The 19,947-nt window shown below is 43.4% G+C and carries 16 protein-coding genes and 1 pseudogene; 14 read left to right on the forward strand and 3 right to left on the reverse strand.

Annotated elements, in window-relative coordinates; translation table 11 throughout:
• Positions 1 to 52: 52 nt before the first annotated feature.
• Positions 53 to 1,144 (reverse strand): LuxR C-terminal-related transcriptional regulator, encoded by a 1,092-nt coding sequence (locus MHH57_RS07090; protein ID WP_342434983.1) that lies wholly within the window; start codon positions 1,142 to 1,144, stop codon positions 53 to 55.
• 172 nt (positions 1,145 to 1,316) lie between these two features.
• On the opposite strand from MHH57_RS07090, the pseudogene MHH57_RS07095 reads away from it, so the two are divergent.
• From MHH57_RS07095 to MHH57_RS07150, 12 genes and pseudogenes are all read left to right on the forward strand, one after another.
• A pseudogene (locus MHH57_RS07095) lies at positions 1,317 to 2,131 on the forward strand (class I SAM-dependent methyltransferase).
• Positions 2,118 to 3,203, forward strand: coding sequence for a saccharopine dehydrogenase NADP-binding domain-containing protein (locus tag MHH57_RS07100; RefSeq protein ID WP_340954851.1), 1,086 nt, complete (start codon positions 2,118 to 2,120; stop codon positions 3,201 to 3,203). The pseudogene MHH57_RS07095 and the gene MHH57_RS07100 overlap by 14 nt, the downstream one beginning before the upstream one ends.
• A gap of 145 nt (positions 3,204 to 3,348) precedes the next feature.
• Positions 3,349 to 3,744, forward strand: coding sequence for a hypothetical protein (locus MHH57_RS07105; RefSeq protein ID WP_029516441.1), 396 nt, complete (start codon positions 3,349 to 3,351; stop codon positions 3,742 to 3,744).
• 25 nt (positions 3,745 to 3,769) lie between these two features.
• Positions 3,770 to 4,327 carry a hypothetical protein gene (locus tag MHH57_RS07110; RefSeq protein ID WP_029516442.1) on the forward strand — a complete coding sequence of 186 codons (558 nt, stop codon included), beginning with the start codon at positions 3,770 to 3,772 and terminating at the stop codon, positions 4,325 to 4,327.
• A gap of 250 nt (positions 4,328 to 4,577) precedes the next feature.
• Positions 4,578 to 5,291 carry an HAD family hydrolase gene (locus MHH57_RS07115; protein WP_039269708.1) on the forward strand — a complete coding sequence of 238 codons (714 nt, stop codon included), beginning with the start codon at positions 4,578 to 4,580 and terminating at the stop codon, positions 5,289 to 5,291.
• A complete protein-coding gene (locus MHH57_RS07120) occupies positions 5,288 to 5,875 on the forward strand; it encodes a GNAT family N-acetyltransferase (protein ID WP_209949601.1) in 588 nt (195 codons plus the stop codon). The genes MHH57_RS07115 and MHH57_RS07120 overlap by 4 nt, the downstream gene beginning before the upstream one ends.
• 62 nt (positions 5,876 to 5,937) lie before the next feature.
• Positions 5,938 to 6,096: a hypothetical protein gene (locus MHH57_RS07125; RefSeq protein WP_209949598.1), complete on the forward strand. Its 159-nt coding sequence runs from the start codon at positions 5,938 to 5,940 to the stop codon at positions 6,094 to 6,096.
• Position 6,097: 1 nt separating this feature from the next.
• Positions 6,098 to 6,580, forward strand: a complete 483-nt coding sequence (locus MHH57_RS07130) for a DUF2809 domain-containing protein (protein WP_029516445.1) — start codon at positions 6,098 to 6,100, stop codon at positions 6,578 to 6,580.
• Positions 6,581 to 6,640: 60 nt separating this feature from the next.
• The gene (locus MHH57_RS07135) at positions 6,641 to 7,852 is read left to right on the forward strand and encodes an SGNH/GDSL hydrolase family protein (protein ID WP_209949683.1); all 1,212 of its coding nucleotides are present in this window, start codon (positions 6,641 to 6,643) and stop codon (positions 7,850 to 7,852) included.
• Between the two features lie 115 nt (positions 7,853 to 7,967).
• Positions 7,968 to 8,912, forward strand: a complete 945-nt coding sequence (locus tag MHH57_RS07140) for a class I SAM-dependent methyltransferase (protein WP_029516447.1) — start codon at positions 7,968 to 7,970, stop codon at positions 8,910 to 8,912.
• A 306-nt stretch (positions 8,913 to 9,218) separates the two neighbouring features.
• Entirely contained in the window at positions 9,219 to 9,776 is a 558-nt protein-coding gene (locus tag MHH57_RS07145; protein ID WP_029516448.1) for a hypothetical protein, read from the forward strand.
• Between the two features lie 30 nt (positions 9,777 to 9,806).
• Positions 9,807 to 10,367, forward strand: coding sequence for a GNAT family N-acetyltransferase (locus tag MHH57_RS07150; protein WP_342434984.1), 561 nt, complete (start codon positions 9,807 to 9,809; stop codon positions 10,365 to 10,367).
• A gap of 1 nt (position 10,368) precedes the next feature.
• Here MHH57_RS07150 and MHH57_RS07155 read toward each other — a convergent pair whose 3' ends face one another.
• Positions 10,369 to 10,710: a GIY-YIG nuclease family protein gene (locus tag MHH57_RS07155; protein WP_039269713.1), complete on the reverse strand. Its 342-nt coding sequence runs from the start codon at positions 10,708 to 10,710 to the stop codon at positions 10,369 to 10,371.
• Positions 10,711 to 10,865: 155 nt separating this feature from the next.
• Positions 10,866 to 11,624 carry a DUF2087 domain-containing protein gene (locus MHH57_RS07160; RefSeq protein WP_342434985.1) on the reverse strand — a complete coding sequence of 253 codons (759 nt, stop codon included), beginning with the start codon at positions 11,622 to 11,624 and terminating at the stop codon, positions 10,866 to 10,868.
• A 358-nt stretch (positions 11,625 to 11,982) separates the two neighbouring features.
• On the opposite strand from MHH57_RS07160, the gene MHH57_RS07165 reads away from it, so the two are divergent.
• Positions 11,983 to 14,001 (forward strand): fibronectin type III domain-containing protein, encoded by a 2,019-nt coding sequence (locus tag MHH57_RS07165; protein ID WP_342434986.1) that lies wholly within the window; start codon positions 11,983 to 11,985, stop codon positions 13,999 to 14,001.
• Positions 14,002 to 14,083: 82 nt separating this feature from the next.
• On the forward strand, positions 14,084 to 19,933 hold the full coding sequence (locus tag MHH57_RS07170) for an RHS repeat-associated core domain-containing protein (protein ID WP_342434987.1): 5,850 nt from the start codon (positions 14,084 to 14,086) through the stop codon (positions 19,931 to 19,933).
• Positions 19,934 to 19,947: the final 14 nt, after the last annotated feature.

Genomic DNA, 19,947 nt, shown 5'->3' on the forward strand with positions numbered 1-19,947 from the left:
TGATGCAAAGACAGATGATCCCTAATCGGGTCATCTGTCTTTTTTACATAGGTTAATTGAATCTGGAATATACCTTCCATACTAGCTCACGACGGCTGCTTACATCTGTTTTCAAGAAAATCGCTTTCAGGTGATCCTGCACCGTGTAGGCAGTAATATGAAGTGCGCTGGCCAGCTCCTTGGTCGAAAAGCCCTGAACAATGAGTTGGACAATTTGTCTCTCTCGTTCGGACCATGAGTACACCTCAGCCATAAGCGGTAGCATGTCAGTTGCTTTAGCAGCCTCAAACCATACGGCTAGCTGCTTCTGTCCCGTATGCTTCTGTCCGCCTTGCAGAAGGGTGGCTCTGATGGTTACCCATGGGGCTCCTGCGTCTGTGGAAGGGATACATAGTCGTGCTGGTGCAGTGGCAGTGGATAGCGCTCGCAAGCATACCACCCGGACGGGAGCCGGAAGACCGTCTTCATGGATTCCCTCCTGCTGCCGAAGCAACTGTAGCCACTGCTCTGCTACTAAATTGGACGAAATCGGTTTTAGCTTATCGGAAAGCATGAGAACTCCTGGCTCAAGTCCATTTTCCGTGATCATGGCAGGGGATGGAGATAAACCGACACTGGCCTGACGCAGATGATAGGCTATGGACGGCGCTAACGCTTCAAGCAGTTGTTGCTCTTCCTCGCTGAATACAGGTTTTCCATGATGACGGAACAACCTAAGAAATCCCCAACAGCTCCCTTTGTACATAAACGGAACACGTAGCTCATCTCCGAATCCGGCGGGTTGCAAAACATCTCTATATCGTGTGCTCCGATCCGGTTGGCCATGTGTAAACCCATGTAGCGTCGCTACAGACTGTCCTTCTCGCACCAACTGATCATATTTCATCATATCGTCGTGCAGGTATTCGTATTCTAGCAGTTTGTTATGAATGTCCTCCACACCCGACTCTGTAAATGCCCCTGTGGAAAGCAGCGTACGCGGATCTACCGAGGTACAGCACGCCGCATCGAAAGTAACCTGAGTACGCAAGCGGTCGATTAGGGTGTGCTTGTACGTTAGGGATGAGGGGTCTTTTTTTCCTAGATCAATGATTTGCTGTCGGACGTCCTTAAGCTGTGCAAATTGTGTGTAGTGTGCGTTCATCATTTACTCCTATCGTGAAAGCTGGAGATTTTCAAGCGCGATTATTAAATCCCGCATTTATGGGATGGTGGATATTTGTATTGTCTTTATAATTGAGAATGATTCTTAATTAAATCTACAATAAATGAATGGTCTGAGAAGATCAAGGCTAAATGTTTGGAGGAAAGCACATATGAGACATACCCCTATTGGAAATACGGACTCAAATCAACCTATGAGCTGGAATCATCCGAATGTGCATAAGTACGCGGATACGATTGCTTTAAAAATACCTGGATATGCTCATTTGTACGAGATGACAGACGGTTTGATAGCCGCACAGCTTGAAGCACAAACTCATATTCGAAATATAGATCCAAATGTGCTAATTGTCGGAGCTGGAGGCGGTCAGGAATTGATTACGCTCGGAGGGCGCCATGATGCATGGTCCTTTACGGCAGTTGATCCCTCTGAGCACATGCTGGATTTGGCACGTAAGCGTGTAACACATGCGGGCATCAGTTCAAAAATATCGTTTGTTGCAGGTACGTTGGAAGAGTTGTCTGGAGAACAGCCTGAAGAACAGCGCGAAAAGCACAGCGAAGAATCATGCAGAGAACCGGTCTATGACGCTGCAACCTGCCTGCTGGTGCTTCATTTTCTTCAAAGCTTGGAAAGTAAACAGGCGTTGCTACGCCAGATATCTACTCGACTCAAGCCGGGTGCGCCTTTTTGTTTAGCTTCTATTAATGGGAATTCACAGGAGCCTTCTTTTTCCATCCAAATGCAGGCGTGGAAAGGTCATATGCTGAGCCAGGGCATTTCACTGGAGGATTGGGAACGATTCGCTGCTTCCATCGGTCGTGAGTCAAACCCAGTGTCCAATGCGGCAATACAGGAACTGTTGATAGATGCAGGCTTTACCCACATCACCCGGTATTATGGTGCTTTTTAGTAAATGCATGGTTTGCAGTTAAAGAGGGAGGGACATCTTATGACAAAGGATAACATCATCATCATTGGCGGGTATGGCCATGTTGGAAAAATTGTATGTACAGAGTTAAGTGAAATGTTTCCCGGCAAGGTATTTGCCGCAGGTCGTAGTCTGGAACGGGCCACTGAATTTAGCCAACGATCGAATGGTAAGATACGGCCCTTGCAGCTTAATATTCATGAGCCGATGGACCCGTCGATATTAGAGCAAGCCAAATTGGTAATCATGTGTTTGGATCAGGACAATACGGCCTTGGTACGTGCCTGCCTTCGACATGGGGTGCATTACATGGATATTACCGCGAATGCGGACTTTTTGAGTCAGGTGGAGCAGTGTCATCAGGAGGCCCGAGCTCATCAGGCCACAGCCCTGTTAAGTGTAGGATTAGCTCCGGGACTGACCAATCTGTTGGCACTGCAAGCGACACAGCTCATGGATCAGACGGATGAGTTGAATATATCTTTGATGCTGGGTTTGGGAGATCGACACGGTCAGGCTGCTATTGAGTGGACAGTAGATCAGATTCATGCCGATTTGGAGGTTATAGAACAGGGACGTTTTGTGACTCGAAAAAGCTTTACTGGCGGAATAGTGGCAGATTTTGGTGCAGGAGTGGGTCGTCATCGGGCGTATCGATTTCCTTTTTCAGATCAGCAGACACTTCCTCGTACGCTCAAAGTTCCTACGGTTAGCACACGCCTTTGCTTCGATTCGCGCTTGACCACTCGGCTTCTAGCAGGGCTTCGGACGATAGGAGTTTCAGGTCTACTCCGACAGCAAACCGTGCGTGATGCAGTGGTTCGCAGCTTTAGCAAGGTACATATAGGTGGGAATGCTGTAGCGGTCAAGGTAGATGCTCGAGGAACTCTCAATGGCAAGGAGACGAAGGTCGAATGTCGGCTAAGGGGTCACCATCAGTCTGATTTAACCGCTAAGGCAGCCGTCTTTGCAGCGCTCGCCCTGTACCGTTCAGAACTTCCATTCGGTGTATTTCATACGGAGCAGGTTTTTTCATGGAATCGCATGCGGGCTTGGTTAGGGCAGCAAGTAGCCGCAGATATTCAGGTGAACGGACAGCAAGCATAGAAGTCATACATTCTAATAAATGAATCTCATATAATCCAAGCTTATTCAGCAACGCATTGCGGATAGGTCTTGGATTTCTTTTCCTGTTAGATTACACTAGAATGAAGTACATATTTTTGGAAAAGACCTAAGGGGATGATATGAAATGTGGAACCCCTATGAAAATAGCAGACAGCATCCGCACGATTTTATAATAAAATATCGATTTTACACACCGGAAGAAGGAGGCAGGAAACAGCTGCCTATTCAGGGTTATCGCTGTGATTTTGCCTATGAGGGTGACGACATCGGGAATACGGGAATTTATGCCATACATCCTGAGTTTGAAGATGGAGATGGTCAACTGATTATGGATGTTGGTCGTCCTGTTCAGCGGGAAGGGCAAGCGAGAATGTGGATTTTGTTTGGAGAAATGAGGAAAAAGGTACACCGACATCGGATACAGGTAGGAACAAGGGGATATTTCATGGAAGGTCCGCGCCGTGTTGGTGAAGTTGAAGTTACAAGCCTGGTAGGCCTCTTGACCAATCCGGTCAACTAGGTAGTTGCTGAGGAGTCGATAAGAGATGGATATCGCTTATATCATAGATTTATTACGTAAACACGATGTGACCCTAGCTCCAGGCTTATCCATGCAGGAGATTACCGACGTCGAAAGCAGGTATGATATTCACTTCCCGCCCGATTTGCGGGAGCTTCTGATGAGTGTTCTTCCCATCGGTAAAAGCTTTATCCCTTGGAGAGATACGTCACCACAGCGGATGGGTGTAATTCGGCAAAGGTTGAATTGGCCGTTAGAAGGTATGATTTTTGATGTAGAGCAGCATGTATTCTGGCCTCCCGAATGGGGCGAAAAACCGACAGATTCGGCGGAAGCTGTTGATATATGTAAACGTGAGTTTTTACGTGTGCCCAAGCTAATCCCAATCAACGGACATCGATATATCCCAGAGCAGCCATCTGAAGAAGGAAATCCGGTATTTTCCGTATATCAAACGGATATTATCGTGTATGGGGAATGTTTGCAGGAGTATTTCAAGCTGGAATTTGGGGAGAAGCCTTATGAACAAATTGATTTTAATGCCGTAAAAAAAGTGCGTTTTTGGAGCAACTTGTGTGAGTGAGTGTCAGGAAGATGAATAAGTCGAAACGAAGGAAGGGGAGCATGATGTGAAGGTGGAGCAGGATTTGGAAGAAATCAAAGAAAGGTTGACCCAGATCGAGACCAAACTAGAACAAAAGTCGACCTCCAAGAGAATCTTGAAGTACATGATCATTATTTTCTTGTCTATTTTTTTTCTTTTATTTCTAATAGGAATTATTCAGTTTGTTTCAGCCTAATCGATACAAGGGGATGAAGGAAGGGAGCTATTTATGTCCATAGAAGCAATCATTTTTGATCTGGATAATACTCTTATTCATCGTAAACAGGCGTTTGCGGCATATACAGAGCGCTTTATAGAACGATTTATAGTGGCAGAAGAACCGGCGATCCGCGCGGCTGTCGTTGAACAGATACGATTGGCGGATCGGGACGGATACCGGGATAAGAAGGAACTGTATACCGAGCTGCATACAGACTTGGAACTGAAAAATCCCGATACGTCAGTACAAGAGATGCTGGGCTTTTGGTATAGTGAATTTCATAAGTTTACGGTGTTGATGGACGGGGCCAAGGAAGTATTGTCCGAACTGCGGTCGCGTGGCTTGAAGCTCGGTATTATTACCAACGGCTCACTCCGCACACAGCAAGCGAAAATCGACCGAGTTATGCTGAGGGATTATGTGGATTCTATTATCGTGTCGGGTGGCGTCAACATCCAGAAGCCTCATCCTCGAATTTTCGAGTTGGCTCTGAATGAGCTGGACATTGTCGATCCCGACCATGCCTGTTATGTAGGCGATCACCCGACAAATGATATTCGTGGTGCACAAAGTGCAGGATTGCATACCATCTGGCTGGAAGGCTTTATGACGTGGCAGGAAACGGGCATTGTACCGGACTATCAGATTGGGAGTTTGCGTGAAATCACAGGTTGGCTGGATCGTCGCAGTTATTCAACGAATAAGGAGGAGGGTGCATCATGAGTATGGAGCAGCAACCGAATCCGATTCTCTTATCGTTCCCGGACCAATTCCAGACGGAGAGATTGACCATACGCGCTCCGCAGTGGGGGGATGGAGCGGCAGTCAATGAGGCGATGCGAGAAAGTGCGAATGAACTGCGGCCTTGGCTTCCGTTTGCAAGAAATCTTCCGACGGTAGAGGAATCTGAAATCCGTTCGCGTCAAGCCAGACTTAAATTTCTGGATCGCTCTGATATGATGTTGTATATATTTGATACGGCTTCGGGAGAATTTGTAGCCAGCAGCGGTCTGCATCGGATTGATTGGGATACACGAAGATTTGAAATTGGGTATTGGCTCAGAACATCCTGGACTGGAAAAGGCATCATAACAGAGGCCGTGCACGGTATTACGGATTTTGCCATACAGCATTTGCATGCCAATCGGGTGGAGATTCGTTGTGATTCCAGAAACACGCGCAGCGCCAAGGTAGCGGAACGTGCAGGTTTTACACTGGAGGGGATTTTAAGAAACGTCGAGTATGATGAAAAGGGGAGCATGGCACACGAAATGGTTTTTGCCAAGGTGCGTGGTATTGAATTTTAGTATCCTCACATGAATAGTTTGGAAGTTGCTGATATGTTTGTACGATATTACGGAGGCTCATTATGATTAATTATATTATGAAAAATACAGACAAGTTGGTGTGCATACAATATGACATCAGCAAAAGGTTCTGCAATCTTGCAAACGCTATCCAAGAGAGGGTGCTTAAAAATTTCCCGCAGCTTGGCGAAGATGTCCCAGCATTAGGACAGGTGATTTAGCATGAGGAGCGTTCGTAAGAGCGTCAGCAGGAAGGCCAATCGGGAAATAAAGGCGAAATTCCGCTGGAAGGCCCGTGCTGCGTACCTTGTTGCTGTGCTGGTCACGATCTTGTTGGGTTTGGGAAGCCGAGTTTTCTCCTCCCAGTTGCCTGAATTCGTTGCTAATCACTTTGGGGATGCCTTGTGGGCGTGCATGATTTATTTTGGGCTGAGAATGTTGGGGGTGAATCGTCAATTGTCCGTAGCCCTGTGGGGCAGCTTGCTGTTTTGCTTCGCCATTGAGTTCAGCCAGATGTACCAGGCTCCCTGGATTAACCACATTCGGGCAACGACACTGGGCGGCTTGGTGCTTGGGAAAGGGTTCCTGACCGCGGATCTGATCAGGTACACGGTTGGCATTGTGGTATCCTGGGCGCTGGACCAAGGCTGTCAAAAGCTAGCGGGGATCAATACACGTATAGACGATGACAAACCACTCAAATAATCTGAAAAGCGAGGGTTGCGCTTGAAACAAAAGGGAAAGCGTCACAGGTTGTTCGGTAAGATGATTGGATTATGCGCAGGGTTCAGCTTGTTGTTTGCTACCATACTTATCCCAGGGCAGGCATTAGCCGAAAAACAGCTTGTGGCACCTCTTCGTTTTGATTTTGGCCCCGGCAAGGTAGCTGACGGCTACACCCAAGTCACTGCCAATGATGTTTACACGCCTGAGCGAGGCTATGGATTTACCGATCTTTCCAAAGTGAATGAAGAAGATCGTGGTGGAAGTGATGCTATACGCTCAGATTTTGTTCGTGTTCAAGGATCATCCTTTGTTGTCAATTTACCACCGACGGATTACACGCTTTCCCTGATTGCCGGAGATACTGCCGGAAACACAGACATTACGGTTAAAGCCGAGTCCATCGTCAAGGTAGAACCTACTGCTAAAACAGCAGGACAATTTGTCGAGGCTGGATTTGAACTTGCACTCATCGACGGTCAGCTCGAATTGTATTTCTCAGGTAATGAAGCGAAGATTAACGCTTTGGTTATTACCCCAAAGGATGCTCGAACGGCTGGAGAACATCCTTCGGTATACCTTGCGGGAGATTCTACGGTTCAAACCTATAAATCCGCGATGAAGCCTCAGGCGGGCTGGGGGCAAATGATTGCTCCATTCTTCACAGATGAGCCTATTTTTGTGAACCGTTCTATTGGTGGACGAAGCACGAAAACCTTTCTGGTACAAGGGCGGTTAGATGATATTTTACGCAATATCCGTCCAGGAGATTATCTGCTCATTCAGTTTGGGCATAATGATGCCGCGATCAACAACCAAGAGCGTTATGTTTCACCCGCAGATTACAAAGTTTACTTAAAAACCTACATTCAAGGAGCCATCCAACGCGGTGCAACACCTGTGCTAATTACTCCTGTTGGCCGCCGGGATTATGATGCGGCAAGTGCCTCGTTTCGGATTAGTTTCCCGGAATATGTGCAGGCCATGAAGGAAACAGCATCGGAGACAAATGTTGCACTGGTCGATCTTAGCCGCTTGAGCGTAGCGTACTATGATACACTTGGACTGGAAGGAACACTCCCGTTATTTTTGCATGTGGAGCCAGGGGTGTATCCTGCATTTCCTGATGGAGTGAAGGATGATACTCATTTTCAGGAATATGGTGCGGAGCAAATAGCTCGGCTGGTAGCTCAGGGAATACGTGAGCTGAATATTCCTTTATCCTCTTATGTACAGGTGGAAGATTCGCAATAGAACATTATTTCCATAGCCATGGTATACTTAGAAAATAAGCTGGCCCTACCCAAAGATAACATTGTTTAGGCTTGGGTAGGGCTTTAATGTTCTGGATCTTAAGGAGGAAGCGAGAATGACAGTCGCTCAACTTCATAAACTTATTAACGGTCAACTCCTGTACAATCAGCATCGGAGTTTATTTTATATGCGCGAGGGTTCTGTTCTGTTAGGACCTTCAACGGAAATGACGTACTGGCTGACGCAGAGAAGCTCAGAACTGATGCTCATGCTTCAAGGCTTGAAGCGCCAGCATATGTATAACGCTTTTGTGACGGATGTAGCGGCTAAAATACTGTCCCAGTTTGTAAATACCAATCAATATCTACATTTTCACACAGCTCATGTGAGGGAGCTTACGGAGCTGTATGATCGACTTTTCACCCGTATTGAGAAACTGTTCCAGAAGAAATTTATAGATAGAGCAACCTTGGACTTACTGCTTCAGCAGCATTACGGGCATTTGAGAGATTTTTTAACTCGTACCAACGGACGTGAAATGTTTGCTAAGTATGCAGAGTGTGAGTATACCTTTTGGATACCTTGTGAGGAATATACGCCGGAGTTGCAAGCCAATCTGCTAGGATTGGACATTGCTCGTTTGCAAGAGCCTGTTCTAGATGTTGGTTGCGGATCTGAGGCACGGTTGGTTACTTATTTACGTGCCTGTGGAATTGAGGCTTACGGAACAGATCGGTTGGCTGAAACAGAAGGTTGGGTCACTCAAGGAGATTGGTTAGAGACCACCTTTGGGGAACGCACATGGGGAACGATCGTTTCACATATGGCATTCTCCAATCATTTTATACATCATCATCTGAAGGCAGATGGTAATATTCATGAGTACGCTCGCAAATATATGGAATTGCTTAGAGCCATTCGGCCCGGAGGGAGTTTTATTTACAGTCCGTGCCTTCCATTTATGGAAGGGCTTTTGGATGCCCGAATGGGTTATCAGGTAGAGTATATCCAGTCATCTGAAGGTTACAGGGCCACGAAAATAACGCGTATACATTCATAAGCGCTAGTAGTAGTCCATTCATTTGTCAGATTCCTTCTTGGAATGGTATTATAAGGATAGATATTACTCTATTTGGGATTCAGTTGATGATAGAAATTCTCATGACGCTAATTTGACACCATAGAGGATGATCATTAGCAGCATGGCTGCACTGAATAATAATGATTAGCCTACGGATAACTGAATTTTAGGGAAGATTAAACCATATTTTCCTAAAAGCCGATATATGGGAATGAGGCGAGAACATACTGTTATTAAACCCGCCCGAAAATGGATGTATATAATTGGGTTAGGAGAGTAGAAGAAGTGTCAGATCTGTATACGAAAAAAGAAGTAGAAGATTATGTAACCAACGTGGTTTTCGAACGACCTTTAGGTGTAAGCATTTCAGCCATTTTATTGATCTTTAATGGAGCACTTCTGTTGGTGACCCAGCTATTGACGCTTAATGCATTAAATGAGGCTGCTACGTTAGTAGGCATTTGTAGGGGCATGTTTCAAGGATTTATCGCGTTACTTGGTTTGGCAGGGACGACTGCCGGTATCGGCATGTTATTTGGTAAGAAGTGGGCTTGGTGGCTGGCAGTATTTTATTTTACATATGAGACCATGCGTTATACGTGTGCAATTCTGTTTATTCCAGATGTCCCTCCAACGTTGGGCGGTGTACAGTTAAACCCTGCTTTATACTACGTAAAATATGGTATGCGTATTATTTGGAATTTGTTGTTTACATTGTTCATGTGTCGTAGTAAAGTGACGGGTTTTTTTCAAACAAGTGGAATCAGCAAGTGGAGAGCATGTATTGCATTATTCTTCATCAATGGAGTGATAGTTGGGATTGGCTGGTGGCTGATAAGATAAGGTTCTTCGATGTGAAGGAGGAGATAGATCATGGCAATGGAAACGTTTCCGATTTTAGAAACTGATCGGCTTCGTTTAAGACAGCTTACAGTAGGGGATGCGGAGGATGTATTCGGTTATTTCTCCAAGGATGAGGTCACACAATATTATGACTTGGAAAGCTTTACAGAGGTAGAGCAAGCCGAAAAATTTATTCGTTCGATGCTAACCAGATATGAGAAGCAAGAGGGCTTTCGTTGGGGGATTACATTAAAAAAAGCTCCTGAGCGGATCGTGGGTACAATTGGATTTCATAACTGGCAGAAGGAGCACTCCCGTATTGAAATCGGCTATGAGCTGGCACCGGAATATTGGTTGCAAGGTTTGATGACAGAGGCGATGAAGGTGGTAGTGGATTATGGCTTTCATTTGCCGCAGGTTCACCGTATAGAAGCCTTCATTGATCCAGATAACGAAGGCTCCAAACGGCTGCTACTCAAAAGTGGCTTTGCTAAAGAGGGTCACCTGAGAGACTATTTTTATGAAAAAGGTCAATTTGTCGACGCTGTTATTTTTGGATACCTTCGGGAAGAGCATCCCGTGGATTGTTAATTTACAAATACCCTTTGTCCCCGAAAGGCTGGAGTCGATCAAGCCAGGTCTGCTCCAGCTTTGCTAGTGCATCCTTGACATCAAAGAACGCGGATTCCTTTTTCTTCAAAACGTCCAGCACTTCAAATTCAAACGAATCTTCGCCGTACTCATTCCATTCCTGTTGTAGTTGTTTATTCTTAAATCCACCCATATTTAGCTCAAAACGCCGTCCATTCAGCGACTTTAAATTCGGCGTGGAAGAGACGAAAATTTTCCCATTACGTGTATTGCGAATGCAATAGATTCCTGCCTCTGTCTTCATCTCCATGTACTGCTGCACCAATTCTTTTCTTCGATTCATTGTCGAATCCTCCTATTTGAGCATTTTGCATAAATCCCAAGAGCATTTTCAAATCAGCAATGTATAGATCGAAACGCTTTAGTTCGTCTATATATTGTACCTACGAGCGTTGGGAATCGATTTATGCAAAATGCTTATTTCATAAGCGCCTAGCTTCAAGATTCCTTCAACCAATATTCACTGCCATCCGGCTTGCGATCCAACAGACTGTATTCAATCATATATCTTCGCACCGTGACATAATCGTCATACACTTCCTGTAAAATCACATTGATATCCTTCTCATGATATATTTGTCCCTTCACAAAACGGCCTGCAATTTCACGCAGCACAATCAGCTTGTGCTTTTCTTGCATTTTAAAGGTCTTAAGGCGTCCGTCTGTACCATTCGGAAAATACTTCGTGAGTACCTTTTGTCTTTCGTCTTCCGTAATGTTATAGCGTTCGTCCACCATCCGTGCTCCTATGGGTACTTCTACAATGGCGGGAGCGTGACGATCTTTCTCCTTTAGCAGCTCCATTAATGTGAGAAATACTTTGGCCTGTCGTTCTTTTTCTTTGAGACCAAAGCGATGATTGCGTATGGTGGATGCGCTACCGATTCCGGTTTCCTTTTGAATGTCCGCATCGCCCATGCCTTGATAAAATAACTGAAGCAACCGATTCTGATGATCCGTCAGTCCAGTCAGCTTTTTGTCCAGACCGATCAAATAGTCAAAGACCGAACCGTACGTCCGCTCAATATGAAGTCGCATGTACCTCTCCGCGTCATAAAATACCCCTTGATCCTGATATATGATGCCTTGCTCAAATCGCTGTCCGTCCAGCAAGCAAATGACCTGCTCTCCTTGGCGAATATATCCACGCTTCAGTTCTTCGATACCAGCATTCCAGAATAGTTCGGTATGATCCATTTTAGCAAACACCTCGATTAAATGATGATTATATTATAGACAATATAACATCTTGTTTATTTTAAATCAATGAGTTGAATGAACGCAAGAAGTATACTGGATATTCAAATTCATATAATGTTTAAAAAAGGATGTTATTGTTTTAAACATAATTTATGGCAATTTAAATATATTTATATATTTTTCTTTATTTCGACAATCTTCGCTATATACAAATTTAATACGACATTGTTATCATATGTAAATCAAAATATATTTTTCTGAAAGAGGGCGAAATATAATTGAATTATAAACTAGTTTAATTTTATTGTTCTTCTAACTAGGCATTACCACTATATACAGGAGGATGATTTTAACAATGAAATTTCCTTTAAACGAAGTGAGACAGCGATGGAAAGGAAAAAATGCTAAGCCATTCGTTTTAACAATACTTGGCTTACTTGTTTTTTTATCACCGTGGAGCGTGATCGTGCTTCCTCATGCAGTAGTGTCAGCAGCTTTTACGGGTGGGATACCAGATCTGTATCCACCACCAGACAGAGGAGGATCAATTGGACCTCCTGAAGAAAAGCCAACGCCTTCAGAACCATCATCTACACATGAAACTGTAACGTTATCGGATGGTTCGATTGTACATGTACAGGCGAATTCTTATTACATAAGCCTGACTCGCAACAATGTCGTCATCTATTTTAAGGATCTTGGGGCTGCATTATCAGCTAAACTTTACAGTGCTTCTGCATCTTCCAATAACGCCATAACAGTCTATTACTTTTACATTAATGAGAATAATGGAGCCAAATCCTCGGGAAGTTTTACATACTCAGGAATTGTCTTAACCACTCCAGCCAGCCCACACATAAGTTCCAATATTACAGGGATGACGAATCAAAATGTTCTTATCCAATTGGATAATGTACCTGCTAATTCTAAGAGCGAGTACAAAATCGGTGTGAACGGTACGTGGAGTCCATACAGTAATCCATTTCAGGTGTCTGAAAACACTACTATTTTTGCTCGTTGTACAGATAAATACGGAAACCTCAGCACTGAGAATTTATTGGTGATTAGCAGCATTGATAAAACACCTCCTGCCCCACCGTCATTCAGTAATAGCCCTGCGAATGAAGTAGCAAATAATATCAGAGTGACAATCAACTATCCTACTGATGCAGCGACAAGGGAATATCGTGTCAATCAAAGCGAATGGAAGGTGTATAACTCTCCCATTGATGTCAATGAGTATGGAACGCGCATACAGGCACGGGCAACAGATAGTGCCGGAAATGTGTCGCAAGTTACGGAATCGGTAATAAATTTGATTAATAGAACGCCAGTAACGATTAAGGGCATTCCAGCTACCACGATTGAAATGGATGAGGGAGCCTCAAATAAAGATTTATCCGAATATTTTAAAGACCCTGACCAGCAGCAACTTCAATATTCGGGTACAAATTCCAACTCAGCCGTAGTCACCCACCAATTGGTCAAGGACTCAAGGGGGAATACCTCACTACTGAATTTGCAGCCCCAAAGTTCGGGAGAATCGACGATAACCATAACAGCTACAGACCCGTTAGGTAAGTCTGTATCGCAGAATTTTGTTGTAAAAGTTTTGGATACTAAATATATAGAACAATTGGCCAAAGCTGAAGCAGCGGTGGCACAAGCAGAGACAACCCAATTACAGACGGATGTAAATACAGCTGTAGAGTTAATAAACAAACTTCGTGATCAGGACAAGGGCAAGCTTGTTGAAAGAGTAGTAGCAATACAAAAAATCATTGATGCAAAAGCTGCCTATACTGAACAATTAAAGACAGCTACGCAGGCAGTTGAAAAAGCAGAAGCTTCAAAATTACAAACGGAGATTAATATAGCCCGCACTTTACTAGTGCATCTCAATGATACAGACAAACAACAGCTTAACGATCGTTTGGATCGTATACCGGCTATTGATGATTTGCCCAAGGATATAACAAGCCCTTCCAAGCCAAAGAAGTTAGCAGGCTCCAGACCTACGCCGGGAAGCATAGTTTTAACGTGGGAAGCATCTATCGATGATGTTGGAGTTGTTAGCTATGATGTGTATCGTGATGGTCAAATGATAGGTAATACCAAGGAATTAACCTTTCAAGTGAACCAGCTAGAGCCTCAGAAAATTTACAGGTTTGCAGTGAAAGCCAGGGATGCGGCTGGTAACTATTCAGAATTTAGCAATAGTGTTAAAAGCGGCTTATCCAGAAAGTATAAATATATTTATGACGCTAATGGAAGACTTGAGCATATTGAACAGGATGGTCAGATAGTTTTCCAATATCAATACGATGCCAATGGTAACCTAATGCAGATTATAAAAATGAGCAGTTCCAAATAAATGATAAGTAACTTAATTTAAAGTCTGGAATGGAGAGAAGAACTTGCGATTTAGAACAACAAGACGTCATATAGCGATAATCATGGTTATCACATTTATTTTCAGTACAATTAGTGGCTTTGTTCCTCCAAATGTGTTCGGTGCAGGAAATGACAGTTCGCAATATTCGGCGGATCAAATGGCTGTCCGATTTGGAGTCACATCATCTTTTCTTTCGGAACAATTAAGAAAAGGTTATTCATTAAATCAAATTTATACAGCGTTATATATGGCTGAACAGGATCATATAAGCTACGAGCAGGCAGTAGCTTCGTTATTTCCTTCAGAGGAAAACCAATCACAGACTGTAACAAGTGACGTATATAATAAGCTATCGGATGCTCCACTAGATAACCTGATTTCTCATAGTGTTACAGATGATGTTTATCCAACTGATGATCCTGTTCCTACGAACAAAGTCACTGAAGATGTATATAAGACGGATTTCCTGAAACTAAATCTCATGGCGAATGTGCCACAGCTTCCACCTATTAGAGAGGAAGCGCCCGTTTACAATAAATCTTCTTTTAATGAAGCACCTTATTCTGTTGGCGATGATAAAGAATCGATATCCACTTTATCAGGTAGCTTATCGCTGCAAAACACAGATTTAACTCTGCCTGGACGAAACGGACTGAGCTTTTCATTGACGCGTCAATATGATACAAATCGTGCTCAATTTTTTGACAAAGGCGCTGAAATTGTCGACAACAGTGCTGCTGTGCAAAACTATTATGTCTACTTTAAGGCGATGATGAAACCTATTACTAAGTCGTACAAGGTAGCTTATCAGCAAAAAAGATGGGTACAAGAGGACACAGACGGTGATGGGAATGTTGATGTGAATACCTATAATCTTCAGCCGGAAACCAAAGTTATAGGCACATACACAACCTATGAAGCTGCTAGTCAAGCAGCGGGGCAAAAAATAACCTATACTACAGCTCCGGAGTCCAGAGTAGAAAAGGACTCTCAAACGGGAAAATGGGAGAAGGCTTTTCCCGATTCAATAAAGTACAGCAAAGATGGATTTACGGGAACCTTAAACAAAGATGGACAAGCCAGAGTCATCAAGGGATCTTATACAGGTCCTAGTTCTAAAAATATATTCTGGGAACAATGCAGCGTTATGAATACGTTCTACTATGATAGTGCGGGTAACGCTTCGCGATACTTTCCAGGTAGCCCGGCATGTGGAGACTCTAAAATGCATTATGACAGGGATTCATATGTAGGGGATTTAAGTTTATCATCTATGCTGGTTTATCCAAGGTGCCCCAGTTACGCTCCTGGTAGAGTAATGTGTACCGAATCAGGAACGGCGTATTATTCAGGAACAGTTTTCAATCAGGGAACTGCTGATACCCGAGAATGGAGGCAAGATTATAGCGGAACTGTTACCAAGCCCGGTTATACTAGCGATATTGGTTATAGCGAGTGGACAAGTAATGGAAAAGGTGGAAGGACAAGAACAGCCTTTACCATGGAAGGATCGCCGCAAATTGAAACGATTGTCTCAGAGGGTCTCGAAACGGCTGTTCGCCGACAGACAGCACTATTTACAACTATTGCTGAGGCTGAACATTACAGGGATTTAATTAACAGTAATCCTCAGACTGAAATTCCGAGTGACGATGGGAATAAATATTATATTGCAGCAGATGCGGACGCTACCGTTTTTGCTGAGATCGTAGCCTATCAACCTTCATTTATTTTTCAAAACCGTACCTATCCTGCCATGGAAGATCAATTGAGCCCTCTTGGCAAGGGGTGGTCCTGGAATTTGCCTTATGTAGAAACCAAGGAGGGCAAGCAGTACGTGCATTTGGGGGATGGTGGAAGCTATGAAATTGAGGGTGACCAGCTTAAAGGTTACGACTGGAAAGGACTGACCTTCACTCTTGACACTTCAGTAATAGTTAATGGAGAAAATTCAGCCTATGTATTAACTTCTGTGGATGGAATGAAAAAACAATATTTCTCCAAAGACGGTCAGTTGCTGCAAATTGAAGATGGATATCGTAACACGATAAAGTTCAATTATGAACTCAATGCTACTTATAAACGTAAATTGCTTAGTAAGGTAGAAGATGCGATCGGTAACTCGATTGATATTCAATATACGGCTACAGACGTTACTTTGTCTAAAGGAAACCGCACAGTTGTCTATCATAAACATACAGAACAAGGTGTTGAATTACTGGATTCAGTTACAGATGCCGAAGGCAGAAAAACGACATATTCCTATACATTGGCACCTGCCAAGTTTAATTTGAGTGCGTCACATCCAGAAAGACAAATCTCTAATCCGTACGCTTTGTTAACCAAAGTATTTCATCCTACTGGAGCCTCTACTTTGTATACTTACGAAGACCAGCCAGTAAAACGCTATATTGGCTCCAATTCGGTAAACGAGGCATATCGAGCGGTCTCACGTGTAGATCAAATCACATATCAAAATAATCAAACGGAAAACTATAATCAGGAAACGATTCATTATAATTCTGATATGGGTGAGAGCTATGTGAAAGATACTTCGTTCTCTACTGTAACAGACAATGGATTAGTTCGTTCGACCTTCAATTATACTAAAAAATTTATTAGTGCAGACACGCCACCACAGTATTACCTGGATCAATCTGTGTTTAAAGCAGGAGATTCTGAAAAGAGTACAGCTTATCAATACGGTAAGCAGGTGACAGGCAAAGCCTATACCGTACCTGTTCCGACCCGTACCTCGTCCAGCAATAATCAAAATGGAGACGTTTTGACAACTGCTGCTGAATATGATGATTACGGTAATATGACAAGCTCAGTGGATGAAAAAGGTTCACAAACTGCGTATACGTATGACGACAAGCATAGGATTAAAACCATTACGGAACCGATTGATTCTAACAGCACTGGAGTTACAGAGTACACTCGAAACCCGCAGGGGAAAGTAACACAGGCCATCGTCTCCAAGGATCATTCTGGGGGAGAACTACTACAAAAAGTAAATTATTCAGGTATTGATGCTTACGGAAATACAACGGTTCAGACGATTACGAACGGTAACAAGTCCGTGACTACAACCACGGAATACAGCAGTGGCTACGACCATGCTTTTCCTACGAAACAAAGTGTAGAGGTTACAAATATTGATGGAGAAAAATCTACGGTAACCATTCAGTCAGAGTATGATAAGCCAACTGGTTTAATCACTTCCTCGCTGGATGGGAAAGGTCAGAAAACTGAGTATCAATATGATGCTCTGGATCGCGTAAAGGCTGTAACCTATCCGGACGGTAAAAGTATCCATGTAGCCTACGATGATCTTGAGAACACTGTAACGGTTACGAATGAGCTCGGGATACGAACAAAAACACGTTACAATGCTTTGGGCTGGAATATCGAGTCAGGGCTGTATGAAGGTAACGATTATGTGATCAAATCCAAATCAGCTTATGACGTTAACGGCAGATTAGTATCCAGTGAAGATGCACTTGGGCACCTGACACGTTATGGCTATGACGCTTGGAGCCGTACAACGTCAACAGCCTACGCGGACGGATCACAAGCAGTAGTCGAGTATAATGATGCTCTTCGTCAAGTAACTCAACGAGATGGTGAGCTTAATGAACAAATTCAAATCTACGATAAATGGAATCGTCTGGTGCAAAACAAAGAGAAATCAGCAATGGACGGTATTGAGAAAATAACTTCCAAAGTAGAGTATGATGCTGTAAACGACCTGATTTTAAAACAAACCGATGCGAATGGTAATGAGACTCAATTTTCATATAATGCTTTGGGTGACCAAACATCTGTGACGGAGCCAAACGGCGAAACAACGAAGTACACTTACGATATGCTGGGCAATCTCACTCAGATCACATATCCGGATGGTCATGCCAAGGTGAAGGCGTATGATGAATTGGGTAGAGTGATTCAAACCAAGGATGAGAAAAACCAGGTTGAGAAGCGTTATTTTGATACCAACGGGAACTTATCCAAGAAAACAGATCGCAACGGGAACGTCACTTCATTTGAATACGATAGCCGTAATCGGTTGAAGTCGCGTGTAGGAAAAGATGAGACGGTCAGCTACGTATATGACGCTGCGGGCAAACGCCTAAGCATGACGGATCAAACGGGTACAACATCCTATGCGTATGATCCGTATACGGAGCAATTAGATACCCTGTCTTACCCGGATGGTCTAAAGCTCTCCAATCAGTATGATGCTAATGGAAATCGAACTGAAATGACAGGGCCGTTTGGCGAGCAAGTAGACTATACGTATGATCAATTGAACAGATTGAAGACCGTAGGAAACACAAAAGATAAGCCTATTTCGGAATATTCCTATACCAAAAATGGATTGCTGGATTCAACAGTATCTGCAAATGATTATCGCCAGCAAAACAAATATAACGGGATTGAGTTAGTTGAATTAAAGTACACACGATCTGATGCGGAAACGAACAGCTTTCAATATAGCTATGATCCTGGTAAAAATATCACGAAGCGTATTCAAAATGGTGTAGAGGATTCATTTACGTATGACAAGCTGAATCGGATTGCTACCTCCACCGATAATCAGGATGCTTATTCGTATGATGCCAGAGGGAATCGTCTTACGATGGAAACGGAGAGAGCTCCTCATACGAAGCCGAGGGAGAATCGATTCGACGAGCAGAACCGATTGACTCAAGTCAAGATTAACGGAAAGCTCGTAGAGTACCGATACAACGGGGATGGATTACTGACAGAACGTATACAGGATGGCGTTCATACTCGATACTACTACGATGGGAACAGTGCCCAAATCATAGCAGAGGCTACGATTGAAAATGGAAAACCTGTTTTAAAAGCTAACTATATTCGAGGTCTCAAATTAGAGGCTATAGCCTATGCGGATCAAACAAAAGCCTATCCCGTCTATAATGGTCACGGAGATATTATTGAAATCAGGGATTCCTCCGGAGCGTTGTTGAATCAATATCAATATGATATTTGGGGCAATGAAGAAGTGAAGGAAGAAAAAGTCCACAACCCATTTCGGTATTCAGGCGAATTATGGGATGATACAACGGAATTACAATACCTTCGCGCCAGATGGTATGATCCTGATAGTGGAAGGTTTATTAATGAGGATGCGTATCAAGGAGAGCAGAATAATCCGTCAAGTTTAAATTTGTATACGTATGTCCAAAACAATCCATTGATTTATATTGATCCTAGCGGGCATTATATTTCAACTGGACCATTGGAACAGTTTAAATATGAATTAGAACTAGCTATGAAGGACGTACATTCTAAAAAGCAGGCCGATTATTGGCTGTGGAGAGAAGAAATAGGTAGTATTTTTGCTCCTGTGTATAATGACAATAACAATGAATTTAAATTTTTATTTGGGTTAGCGACCCAAACAAGCCCTTATGGAAATAGTAAAAAGAAGGCGGATTGGGCTAAGAGTTACCTACTAGAGGCTTATAGTGCTTATATCACAGGATATGTTTATGAATCTTCGGGTCTTGTTGGTACTGTGGGTTCCATGTTTGGACCTAGTAATGGTAGGAACACTGGACAAGCTAAAGCCAAAATTTTCAGTGCAGATGGAAATGCTGAGTTAAGGGCGACCAGACGGCCTGTATTTGATAAGTGGATGGAGAATGGTGTCGAAGTTGGTGGTCAAGGATTCAAAATGAATCAACATGCTTACAATAGGCTATTTAAGTCAGGTCGCAAAGATATTATGCCAGATGATATCACAACAGCACTTAGTAAAAAGCCAACTCCGGGTGAGCCAGGAAGCGTGATATATACTAATCCATCAACTGGAACTAAGGTCTATGTCAATCCAACAAGTAAAGAAATTGTTGGAGTTCAACCTGGCAGTTTCAAATAAAGAGCGAAAGGAGA

Origin of the sequence: Paenibacillus sp. FSL H7-0442 (genome assembly GCF_038593105.1) — a bacterium.
Taxonomy (GTDB): domain Bacteria; phylum Bacillota; class Bacilli; order Paenibacillales; family Paenibacillaceae; genus Paenibacillus; species Paenibacillus polymyxa_D.

Excerpts from the sequence above, each read along its gene's own strand:
- MHH57_RS07090 (WP_342434983.1), bottom strand. The coding sequence starts at position 1,144 with ATGAACGCACACTACACACAATTTGCACAGCTTAAGGACGTCCGACAG.
- MHH57_RS07120 (WP_209949601.1), top strand. The coding sequence starts at position 5,288 with ATGAGTATGGAGCAGCAACCGAATCCGATTCTCTTATCGTTCCCGGAC.
- MHH57_RS07100 (WP_340954851.1), top strand. The coding sequence starts at position 2,118 with ATGACAAAGGATAACATCATCATCATTGGCGGGTATGGCCATGTTGGA.
- MHH57_RS07115 (WP_039269708.1), top strand. The coding sequence starts at position 4,578 with ATGTCCATAGAAGCAATCATTTTTGATCTGGATAATACTCTTATTCAT.
- MHH57_RS07140 (WP_029516447.1), top strand. The coding sequence starts at position 7,968 with ATGACAGTCGCTCAACTTCATAAACTTATTAACGGTCAACTCCTGTAC.
- MHH57_RS07125 (WP_209949598.1), top strand. The coding sequence starts at position 5,938 with ATGATTAATTATATTATGAAAAATACAGACAAGTTGGTGTGCATACAA.
- MHH57_RS07105 (WP_029516441.1), top strand. The coding sequence starts at position 3,349 with ATGTGGAACCCCTATGAAAATAGCAGACAGCATCCGCACGATTTTATA.
- MHH57_RS07165 (WP_342434986.1), top strand. The coding sequence starts at position 11,983 with ATGAAATTTCCTTTAAACGAAGTGAGACAGCGATGGAAAGGAAAAAAT.
- MHH57_RS07170 (WP_342434987.1), top strand. The coding sequence starts at position 14,084 with ATGGTTATCACATTTATTTTCAGTACAATTAGTGGCTTTGTTCCTCCA.
- MHH57_RS07130 (WP_029516445.1), top strand. The coding sequence starts at position 6,098 with ATGAGGAGCGTTCGTAAGAGCGTCAGCAGGAAGGCCAATCGGGAAATA.
- MHH57_RS07160 (WP_342434985.1), bottom strand. The coding sequence starts at position 11,624 with ATGGATCATACCGAACTATTCTGGAATGCTGGTATCGAAGAACTGAAG.
- MHH57_RS07155 (WP_039269713.1), bottom strand. The coding sequence starts at position 10,710 with ATGAATCGAAGAAAAGAATTGGTGCAGCAGTACATGGAGATGAAGACA.
- MHH57_RS07135 (WP_209949683.1), top strand. The coding sequence starts at position 6,641 with ATGATTGGATTATGCGCAGGGTTCAGCTTGTTGTTTGCTACCATACTT.
- MHH57_RS07150 (WP_342434984.1), top strand. The coding sequence starts at position 9,807 with ATGGCAATGGAAACGTTTCCGATTTTAGAAACTGATCGGCTTCGTTTA.
- MHH57_RS07110 (WP_029516442.1), top strand. The coding sequence starts at position 3,770 with ATGGATATCGCTTATATCATAGATTTATTACGTAAACACGATGTGACC.